Origin of the sequence: Streptomyces sp. MMG1533 (assembly GCF_001279775.1) — a bacterium.
Taxonomy (GTDB): Bacteria; Actinomycetota; Actinomycetes; order Streptomycetales; family Streptomycetaceae; genus Streptomyces.
Genome location: NZ_LGDG01000105.1, coordinates 1 through 1,972 on the forward strand (window position 1 = coordinate 1; position 1,972 = coordinate 1,972).

Genomic DNA, 1,972 nt, shown 5'->3' on the forward strand with positions numbered 1-1,972 from the left:
TCGAGTGGACCGAGTTGGACCAGCGGGCCGTCGACACCGCCCGCGTCCTGGCCGCCGATGCCGTACAGAGGGTCGGCAACGGCCATCCCGGTACGGCGATGAGCCTGGCGCCTGCCGCGTACACCCTCTTCCAGAAGGTGATGCGGCATGACCCGGCGGACCCGGACTGGGTCGGCCGCGACCGCTTCGTGCTGTCCGCGGGCCACTCGTCCCTGACCCTCTACACCCAGCTGTACCTGGCCGGTTTCGGTCTGGAGCTGGACGATTTGAAGGCGTTCAGGACGTGGGGTTCCAAGACCCCCGGTCACCCCGAGTACGGCCACACCACGGGTGTGGAGACCACGACCGGCCCGCTGGGGCAGGGTGTCGCCAACGCGGTGGGCATGGCGATGGCCGCCCGCTACGAGCGCGGTCTGTTCGACCCGGACGCGCCGCAGGGCGAGTCTCCCTTCGACCACTTCGTCTTCGCGATCGCCGGTGACGGGTGTCTGCAGGAGGGCATTTCCGCGGAGGCGTCCTCGCTGGCCGGCCACCAGAAGCTGGGCAACCTCATCCTGTTGTGGGACGACAACCACATCTCGATCGAGGGCGACACGGAGACGGCGGTTTCCGAGGACACCGCCCAGCGGTATGAGGCGTACGGCTGGCATGTGCAGCGGGTGGCCCCGAAGCCGGACGGCGATCTGGACCCGCATGCCATCTACAACGCCGTCGAGGCCGCCAGGCAGGTGACGGACAGGCCGTCGTTCATCGCGATGCGCTCGATCATCGCCTGGCCGGCGCCGAACGCGCAGAACACCGAGGCCGCGCACGGCTCGGCTTTGGGTGATGACGAGGTCGCGGCGACCAAGCGGGTGCTGGGCTTCGACCCGGAGAAGTCCTTCGAGGTCGCCGACGAGGTCCTGAGCCACACCCGGGCGCTGGGTGAGCGGGGCCGTCAGGCCAGGGCCGAGTGGGAGAAGTCCTTCCAGGAGTGGCGCAACAGCAACGCGGAGCGCGCCGCCGAGTTCGACCGCATCGCGGCGGGTGAGCTGCCCGCCGGCTGGGAGGAGAAGATCCCGGTCTTCGAGCACGGCAAGGGCATCGCCACCCGTGCGGCGTCCGGCAAGGTGCTGCAGGCGCTCGGCGCGGTGATCCCGGAGCTGTGGGGCGGTTCGGCCGACCTGGCCGGTTCGAACAACACGACGATCGACAAGACGNNNTTCGGTATCCGTGAGCATTCGATGGCCGCGGAGATGAACGGCATCGCGCTGCACGGCAACACCCGTATCTACGGCGGCACGTTCCTGGTCTTCTCGGACTACATGCGCAACGCGGTGCGGTTGTCGGCGTTGATGCATCTGCCGGTGACGTATGTGTGGACGCACGACTCGATCGGTCTGGGTGAGGACGGGCCCACGCACCAGCCGATCGAGCATCTGGCGTCGCTGCGGGCGATTCCGGGCCTGAACGTGGTCCGCCCGGCGGACGCGAACGAGACGGCGATCGCCTGGCGGGAGATCCTGCGCCGTTACACGAAGGTGTTCGGCAAGGGCGCCCCGCACGGTCTGGCGCTGACCCGTCAGGGCGTGCCGACGTACGAGCCCAACGAGGACGCGGCCAAGGGCGGTTACGTGTTGTTCGAGGCGTCCTCGGGGACGCCCGAGGTGGTCTTGATCGCGACGGGTTCGGAGGTGCACGTGGCCGTGGAGGCGCGTGAGCAGCTCGAGGCCGGCGGGGTGGCGACGCGGGTGGTGTCCATGCCGTCCGTGGAGTGGTTCGAGGAGCAGGACCAGGGGTACCGGGACAGCGTCCTGCCGCCGGCGGTCAAGGCGCGTGTCGCGGTCGAGGCCGGTATCGGGCTGACCTGGCACAAGTACGTGGGCGACGCCGGTCGCATCGTTTCCCTGGAGCACTTCGGTGCTTCGGCCGACGGCAAGGTGCTCTTCCGCGAGTTCGGCTTCACCGCCGAGAACGTGGCCGCCAAGGCCCG

At 69.1% G+C, this 1,972-nt stretch carries 1 protein-coding gene; it reads left to right on the forward strand.

All coding sequences use genetic code 11. The annotated features are described in order from the left end of the window. Nucleotides 1-1,972 (forward strand): transketolase (tkt, locus tag ADK57_RS12665; protein ID WP_063785947.1); only part of this gene is annotated, 1,972 nt, incomplete at both ends.